Source organism: Oleiphilus sp. HI0128 (genome assembly GCF_001635365.1).
In genome coordinates this window covers 1-524 of sequence record NZ_LWGG01000605.1, presented here as the reverse complement: position 1 = coordinate 524, position 524 = coordinate 1, and the positions used below count along the sequence as shown (strand labels likewise).

Annotated in this window: 1 protein-coding gene; it reads right to left on the bottom strand. The window is 42.4% G+C overall.

The genetic code is table 11. The features are described 5' to 3' along the window. Positions 1-81: 81 nt before the first annotated feature. Entirely contained in the window at positions 82-480 is a 399-nt protein-coding gene (locus A3763_RS07350) for a GFA family protein (protein WP_068510490.1), read from the bottom strand. Positions 481-524 lie beyond the last annotated feature (44 nt).

Here is a 524-nt window from a genome sequence, read left to right as displayed (position 1 = left end):
ATTATTGTGACAAATTCTATCGCTAGAAGTTTAGTGGATATATAACAAAGTACTTTCCCATATATACGAAGCTCCCAACATTTAGACTTTGTGCTGCTCATAGCGTGGACGCTCGGCTTTGGCGTCAAACCACTCTGACTTGGACTCACAGAAGATCTCATATTGCGGCCCAGGGAACTCCCCTTCAGTGATAGTTCCAAGCCTTAGTCTTATTGTTTCGGGCATATCGGTTCTTTGACTATATAAAGGACTTCCGCAGTTGCTACAGAATACGCGCTTTTTATTAGGGCTCGACATGAAAGTCTTCAAATGATCAGCGCCACTCGTAATGGTGAAGTATTGACTCTCTATAGGTGCGTTAGTAACAAATGGCGTTCCTTGAGCCTTTTTACACTGATGGCAGTGGCACATCGCAACCTCTTGGATATCAGCATCATATTGATACTGCACCTCTTCGCAAAGACAAGTTCCTTTTATCATGTATCTCTCCGGCATTTTTATCCTAATGAAACAACATAACCTGT

Excerpts from the sequence above, each read along its gene's own strand:
- A3763_RS07350 (WP_068510490.1), bottom strand. The coding sequence starts at position 480 with ATGATAAAAGGAACTTGTCTTTGCGAAGAGGTGCAGTATCAATATGAT.